Source organism: Thermomicrobium sp. (assembly GCF_053493975.1).
In genome coordinates, this window is record NZ_JBRBZA010000046.1 from 1 (window position 1) to 7,813 (window position 7,813).

General features: G+C 71.6%; 3 protein-coding genes. 1 reads left to right on the forward strand and 2 read right to left on the reverse strand.

Going from position 1 to position 7,813, the window contains the following annotated elements:
* Positions 1 to 498 precede the first annotated feature (498 nt).
* Positions 499 to 3,399, reverse strand: a complete 2,901-nt coding sequence (locus tag ACWIVK_RS08200) for a helicase-related protein (protein WP_448576161.1) — start codon at positions 3,397 to 3,399, stop codon at positions 499 to 501.
* Positions 3,400 to 3,649: 250 nt separating this feature from the next.
* Here ACWIVK_RS08200 and ACWIVK_RS08205 point away from each other — a divergent pair, with 250 nt between their 5' ends.
* The gene (locus ACWIVK_RS08205; RefSeq protein ID WP_448576162.1) at positions 3,650 to 4,402 is read left to right on the forward strand and encodes a hypothetical protein; all 753 of its coding nucleotides are present in this window, start codon (positions 3,650 to 3,652) and stop codon (positions 4,400 to 4,402) included.
* A 924-nt stretch (positions 4,403 to 5,326) separates the two neighbouring features.
* Here the strand turns inward: ACWIVK_RS08205 and ACWIVK_RS08210 are convergent.
* A partial coding sequence (locus ACWIVK_RS08210; protein ID WP_448576163.1) for a helicase-related protein occupies positions 5,327 to 7,813 on the reverse strand: 2,487 nt, incomplete at its 5' end.

A 7,813-nucleotide genomic window follows, 5' to 3' on the forward strand; every position in this document is an offset into this window, starting at 1 on the left:
CCCCTACACCGGTGGGGCAGCAAGCGACCGGTGGGATCGGTCGGTCAGGGGGTGGTGCGTGATCCCCATGTTGTAGGGGTCAGGCGGTGCCTGACCCGCCGGCCCGGCAGGGCCGGCAGACCGCCACCGGGGCCCGTCGGCCATCTGCCATGCCCATCGCCGTCGGCCGACATGTGCCACGGCATTCCCCGCGCCGGGTGGCGCGGCGGGCGAGGCAGCGCCTCGCCCCTACAGGCCGGGACGACCCATCCCGGGTCGGGCACAGGGGCGCCACGGTGGGGCGGCACCGCCCCGTCCTGTAGGGGTCACGCAGTGCCTGACCCGCCGGCCCGGCGCGGCCGGCACTGGCCGGCGGGGCGAGGGGGCCGTTGTGCCTGACAACGTCGTGGGGATGCCGGATGGTGCGCTGGGTTTGGCGCGCCGGATAGCGCGGCGGACGCGGCACGCCGCACCCCGGTAGGGGTGTTGCCCTCCCGCGGCGGGGTCGGCTGGCTTCGGTCACCGTTTCGGCTGGAGGACGACGTAGGCGACGAGGTCGGGTGGCCACAGCGGCTCGATCGAGAGCCCGCGCCGACGGGCGCCAGCGGCCTCGTAGACCCGGCGGTGAGCCGCGGCGAGTTCGGTGGCGCGCTGGACCAGTCGCTCGGCCAGCGGGCCGCTCGGGCCGGTGCGGGCCAGGATCTCGGCTAAGGGTTCGAGCGCCGCTGCGGCCAGGTCGCGGCGCTCGGCCAGCGGGATGTCCTCCTCCGGGAGCGCCTGGTCGAGCAGACGCCGTGCCTCGTCCGGTGCGAGCCAGTGTTCGGCGAAGAGGTCGCACCCGGTGACCAGGATTTCCTCCAGAATCGTCTCCGGTCGATCCGGGCGGCGCAGGAGAAAGCGGGTGCGCAGGAGGAGGAGCGCGACGACCTGCTTGACCAGCCGGCTGCGCAGGACGGCGGTCCGGGCGACGACCGTCGTGTCGGGACGCTCGAAAGCGAGTTCGAAGAGGTAGCGGGCGAGCCCGACGGTGAAGGGGTGGTTGCGACCCACCCACTCGCTGCCTGGTGGGTGGGGAACGGTGAAGGCCAGCTGCCAGGCCCGACGCCGGTCGCTCGGCAGGAGGAGGCGGATCGGTTCCGGTACGGCGTCGCGAACGCTGGTCCGGAGTGCCAGGGTGCCGTCCGGTTGCGGTTCCACCGGAAGACCGAGTCGTTGGCTCGCGCCTGCGACGAAGGCGCGGACGGCCTGCTCGTCGCCGAGCACGGCGTCGCAGGCTTCCAGTTCGCGCAGGACGGCCTGGGGGTCGAGCGCGTGCTGGGCGAAGCGGGTGCGGCGCCGCTCTTCCCGTTCGGTGTCGGCGTTCCAGCGGGAGAGGAGCTGTGCGGTGGGGTCGGGGCCGAGCGGGAGAGCGAGCTGAGTCTGGCGCGGTTTCTCGAAGAGGCGGTGGACGAGGAGCTCGGCGAGCCAGCCTTCGTCTTCCGGGACGGGGACGTGGATGCCGAGATGCTTGCGGATCTGGTCGGCCTTGCGGATCAGGATATCGATCACCTCGGCATCGACCGGGTTGTCGCGCCCGTAGAGGCGGACGGCAGTGACGCGCGCGCGGGGCTGACCGAAGCGGTCGACGCGGCCCTCGCGCTGCTCGAGGCGGTTGGGGTTCCAGGGCAGGTCGTAGTGGAGGACGGCATCGAACAGTTCCTGGAGGTTGACGCCTTCGCTCAGGCAGTCGGTGGCGACCAGGATGCGGCGCGGGGCCAGCTGCAGTGCCCGGACGCGCTCGCGTCGTTCCTCGTCGCCGATGCGCCCGGTGAGGCACTCGACGACGAGGTCGGGGTCGGTCGGCTCGAGGGCCTGACGGAGGCGCTCGGCGACGTATTCGGCGGTGTCGACGAAGACGCACCAGATGACGGGAGCGGAGCCGTGGGCGAGGAGTTCGCGGACGGCTTCGAGGCAGGCCTGGAGCTTGGTATCGCTGGCTGGATCGGCCTCGATCGCCCTGGCCTGGCGCGCCAGCTCGCGCAGGCGGCGGCGCGCGACCTCGCTCGGCGCCAGGGTACGGGTGGTGGCCTGTTCCAGGCGGTGGCTGGGGATCTCGTCGCTGGGGCGGAGTTCGGTCGGCTCCAGGCCGAGCAGCTCGGCTGGCTCGTAGCCGTTCTCGCTCGTCTCGGCGGCGAGCGCGAGGTCCTCGGGCTCTTCTGCTTGGAGAACCTCGCGACGGGCGAGCGACTCGGCCCCGGCGCGGGGGCTGGACATGACGCAACGGAGGAGGGTGAGAGCGGCCCACCACTGGAAGCGGCGCTGGCGATCGGGAAGCCGCCGGCTCTCCTCGATCAATCGGCGGCAGAAGTCGAAGGTGTCCTGGAAAAGCGCGCGGTAGGCCTGGGAGAGGGCGTAGGTGCGCTCGATCGCGTCGCGCTCGGGGTAGGGCTGGCTGGCCTCCGGCCACTGACGGCGGATATCGGCGCGGGTCCGCTGGACGACGTGGCGAGCGAGGCGCTCGCTGCGGGCGCGGTCGAGCTGATCGAGGTCCCAGTTCTCGAAGTCGGTGTGGAGCAAGCCGAGCAGGCGCTGGAAGGCGCGTTGGACGCCTGAATGCGGCGTGGCGGTGAGCAGCAGGAGATGGCGACGGGAGTCGCGGGCGAGTGCCTGGACGAGTTCGTAGCGGAGGTGGCGGGGGTCGCGCTCGGCGGTGCTGGCGGGGACGACGCCGTGCGCCTCGTCGACGATGACGAGATCGGGCGGCTCGGCGAGGAAGGGCTCGCGGTTGCGCGGCAGCTTGAGGAAGTCGATCGAGGCGACGATGACCGGGTAGTGGCGGAAGAGCGAGCGGCCGGGCGGGAGGGCACGCTCGAGCGCGGCGACGCTGTGTGGGGCGAGGACGACCGGGTCGAGGTGGAACTTCTCGCGGAGCTCGCACGCCCATTGCTCGGTGAGCGGCGGTGGGCAGAGGACGGCGAGGCGGCGGATCTCGCCGGTGTCCCAGAGTTCGCGGGCGATGAGACCGGCCTCGATCGTCTTGCCGACACCGACGTCGTCGGCGATGAGGAGGCGGACGGGATCGAGGCGGAGGGCCATGAGCAAGGGGACGAGCTGGTAGGGACGGGGGCGGACCGAGATCCGGCCGAGCGAGCGGAAGGGAGCAGCCCCCTCGCGGAGGAGCAAGCGAGCGGCTTGGCCGAGGAGGCGCACGGCTTCGGCGTCGGCGAGGTGGCAGGGGTCGGGGAGCGGGAACCGGTCGGCCTCCAGCCGCTCGCTGGGGAGCGAGTAGGCGAGGAGGTCGGCGAGCTGTCGGTGAACGGGGAGGGCGTCCTCGCTGGTTCCCGTGAGCGGGCGGAGGAGGACGATCGCCTCGTCATCGCTGGGGAGGACGACCCAGCGGCGGTGACGGAAGCGGACGATCGAGCCTGGCTTGACCGACATCGTCGACCCCCCTGGCACGCGCGATCTGGAAGCAGGATGGCGGCAGCGTGGTCGCTGGTCAAGAGGATACGGTGCAGCGCGATCGGGCGCACGGCTCGGGACGCCGGTGGCCAACGGGTCACGGTGGGTGGGCCACGCGCAGCGGGCGGATCGGCCTGACCGGGTCGGGCTAGGAGCATCCGACCATGGCGTGTCGCGCCGGGACGCCGTAACACTCCTCTCGAGCGATGACGCGCGAGGAGGGGTAGCGATGGCAGCACGGACAGAGCGGGCGGGAGAGGCCCGAGCGTGGCGGCGTCGGCTCCGGCGGGCCTGGCTCGGCCGACGGCTCGCGATCGCGGCGACGGTGTTGGCCTTCGCGCTGGCGGCGATGCCGGCGCTGGCCGGGCCGGCGGGACTGACCGGGTCGGCTGGAGGGTTCGGTCGGGTGGTGCGTCAGGTGCTCGAGCCGAAAGGGAACGGGACGACAGACGCTCCCCCGGCAGCGCGTGCGACCGAGTCGACGCCGAGCGATGGTGCCGGAACGTTGCTCAGCGCGCTGGACGAGAACGGATCGAGCCCAGTCGCCGAGGCGGCCGAGCAGCCGTCAGCGGAGGCCGACCTGTCGCCGACCGCTGAGCCGACCGAGGTCGGCGAGCCGACGGTGACGCCGGATCCGGTGGAAGCTGCTGAGCCGACCGAGACTGCGGAACCCTCGCCGATGCCCGAGCCGACCGAAACTGCTCCGCCGGTGCGGGAGGTGGCGCGGGACAACCACGGCGCGGCCGTGTCGGAGGTCGCCCGGTCGAACGACGGTGAGGGGAATCACGGCGAAGCGGTGCGCGCGGTCGCGCGAGACAATCACGGTCGCGCGGTCTCCGAGGCGGCGAAGGAGAAGACAGCGACCGACGAGGAGAAGCCCGTTCCCGAGGTGGCGCGCGGCAACCACGGCGCGCGGGTCCGCGAAGCAGCCGGTGGTGGAGCTGGTGAGGAGCGACGCGCCGGACGTGGTCCCCAGCGGTAGGGGGACCGACTCGGCCGGTGTGCGATCCCGCGCGAGGCGCGTCGGAGCGGGCTCGTGGGGCCGGCGATACCGGTGGAGGTCGGCGCGCCTGGTGGCGCGGCGGGCGAGGCAGCGCCTCGCCCCTACGAGGTGGTCGATGCATCCACGGTGTGGCCTATGCCTGCACGGATCGGTGGTATGTGAACCCCGTCCTGTAGGGGTCAGGCGGTGCCTGACCCGCCGGCCCGCGAGGGCCGGCAATCGTGTGGTGGGGTGATGTGTACCGGGTCGCGGAGATGACCGGCCGCGCGGATGGGCGCCGCGCGGTGTTTCCCGCCCCTCCCGGCGCAGCGGGCGAGGCAGCGCCTCGCCCCTACACACGTGGAGACCCCCTCGCCGGGCGGTGATTTGGGCGCCACCGTCCGGCGGCACACCCCGATCCTGTAGGGGTCAGGCGGTGCCTGACCCGCCGGCCCGGTGGGGCCGGCTACGCGTGCCAGGATGACCGTTCTGCGGTGTGCGATGGCTGCGGATCGATTTCCCACCGGCCATTGCCGGGCCTGCGGCCCGGCGGGCGAGGCAGCGCCTCGCCCCTACACGAACATGCGGGCGACGCAGCGCGTCGCCCCTACACAGGTGGGGCGGCCTGTCCCCGGTGCGGTGCCTGCCTGCACGGATGGGCGGTGCGTGTATCCCGTTCGGTAGGGGTCGGACGGTGCCTGAGCCGCCGGCCCGCGAGGGCCGGCACCGGCCGCGTGGCCGGAGGTCCACGGTGTCGGGCGGAATGGTGGTGGGGGATGGTTGCCACCGAGTTTGCCGTGCCTGGTGGCGCGGCGGGCGAGGCAGCGCCTCGCTCGTTCAGGACGGGGTAGCACGCCGGCGGTGGGATCGGGAGGCGAGGGGGCGGTGCGGGACCCTGCGTCGGAGGGGTCAGGTGGCTGCCCCTCACGAACTGATCGGTCCGAATACCTCCGGATAGCGGCGGAACTGCTCCAGCCAGGGCTCGTCGTAGCGGAGAACGATCACGCGGTAGCCGTTGGCAATGAGCGCGCGCCGCTGGCGCTCGTCGAGCGCCTCGACCGCTGGTCGATCGTGGTGCGGCCCGTCGATGAACACCAGCACGTTCGGCAGGTAGAAGAAGTCGGCCCGGCAGCGCGGTTCCTCGATGAGCGTCTGCGCGTCATCGGGCAAGCGGAGGCGCTGGCTCGCCAAGGCCGCGAGGAACGCGCGCTCGAGCGACGACTCGCAGCGTTCCAACAGCTTGGCCAGTCGCTCCTCGTACGGCACGCCGTCGCTGCGCTGCTCGACCGTACAGTCGGCGAGCGCCTCGAGAAGGCTTTGCACGGCAAAGCGGTCGAGAAAGCGCGCGAAGCGTGCCGAGCTGTAAGTGAGCAAGCACTCCGAGCAGGCACCGTCACAGTCTGGACGCGCGGTCTCGGGTACGAAGTGGCACAGACGCAATGCCTCGCGGGCGACCTGGGCGAGCGCCTTCGGTTCCTCGACCAGCCGGCGGAGCACGCCGAGCCCACCCTCGGCTTCCTCGACGAACAGGAGCGCGAGTTGCTCGCCGCTCCCGACTTCGTCGGTGCCGATCTCCAGTTCCTCGAGCTGGAACGCCTGGCCGAGCCCACGGTGGAGCGCGACGCGGAGCGTGGTGCGGCGGACCGGATCGTCGCGCAGTTCCGGGTCGAGCAGCCGGACGAGCAAGAGGTTGCGCGTCTCTTGGACCGCCAGCGCGAGCCGGGCGAGATCACGCTTGGTTGCCTTGGAGGAGCCCCGTGGGCTGCCGGGCTTTTCCTCGCTCACCACCTCGCCGGTCGCGAGGTCGACGAGGAAGTCGGGCGACTGGCTGGCTCGCCAGCCACGGTTCAGGGTGAGGAGCGTCGCGGCCGGTGCGTAGCGGAGTGCCAGGAGCGGCTGCCCGTCCGCTGTCCGCACATCGGCCTCGAGGAAGCGGACACCGCTCTCGGCTGGCGCGAAGCGGAAAGCCACCTGGCGGGCATAGCCACGCAGCTGGCGTTCCTCCTCGTTGCAGGTAATCCGCTCGCGCCGCTCGAGGCGGACGTTCGGCATCTCGAGGAACTTGACGATCTCAGCGTTCGCTCCGGCCAGTTCCACGCCGCAGTTGGGGCAACAGTCCTCGTGCTGCTCGCTCCAGGCGGCGCAGTGGTGGCAGAGCTTGCGGGTGACCACGCGTTGCTGGAGCGACCCCGCACCGATGGGGACGAAGAAGCTGGCGAACTGCCATTTGGCTCCTTCATGGTAGACGGTGGTGCCGGGGGCGAACTCGGTGACCGCCAGATGACGCGGGCGGGCGATGAACTCGCCCTCACCGCGTGGCACCCACGCGCGGACCGGCAGTGCCGGGAAGTTGTAACCGGGCAGGAATTCCTCGGTCGCCAGATAGCGGTAGGGGTAGAAGTCGCTCTCTTCGCGAGCGATATCGATCTGGAGGAGTAAGTTGCGCTGCCGCAACGCCTCGCTTTGGAGACGTTTGCCTTCTTCCTGATCGGCCAGATTGCGGGAGTACAGGAGCCGCATTGCTTTCTGGAGCTGGTCGGTCGCGGCCCGGTAGAGTTCCCGCCAGCGATCGAAGGCGCGGTCGAAGCGCTCGGGGGCGGTCTCGAGCAGTCGCTCGAGCCACTGCGGGCTGTACCAGCCGGTCGCTGCCAGATCGCGCTGGTCAGCGGGGGTCAGGATGCGCTCGAGGCGTTCTTCGAGGCGCCGGCGTTGCGACGGAGTGAGTTGCAGCTGCGCCCGTGCCTCTGCCGTGAGCGGATAGTCCGGCTCGTCCTCGACCGCGAGTACCGACTCGACCGAGTCGCGGAGCGCGAGTCCGGTTTCGGAGAGCCACTCTGCCAGGATGTGGGTGCGCAAGAGCGTCTCGTTGGCCAGATCGAGCCGCGGGGCACGGACCGCACCGGCGACCATCTCCTCGCGATGCCGGAAGAAGTACTGGTCGTGGCCGTGGAGCGCACCGCAGAAGGTGAGGATGAGCCCCGGCTGGCCCTGGCGGCCGGCTCGACCGCTGCGTTGGGCGTAGTTGGCGGGCGTGGGCGGGACATTGCGCAGGTGAACCAGGTCGAGGTCGGCGATGTCGATGCCGAGCTCCATCGTCGGCGAGCAGACGAGGTAGGGGAGTCGGCGGCCGAGATTGGCGTCGCGCTGGTCTTCGGGGGACCAGCGGAAGCGTCGCTCGCGGCGGATCCGTTCACCGGGTGCGACCACTTGGGCCGTGTGTTCGCGTGCTTCCAGGGCGGCGAGTTCGCGCGCCGCTTCCTGGTAGAAGCGCTGGAAGAAGGCGTTGGCCCGGCGCTCGTCCTCGCTGAGCTGCCCCCGCTCGCGCACGAGGTCGACGGTCGGTGTACCGTCGCCGGGGCACCACAGGAGCGCCGTGTGCCGCAGGCGCACGGCGAGCGACCCGTCGCTGCG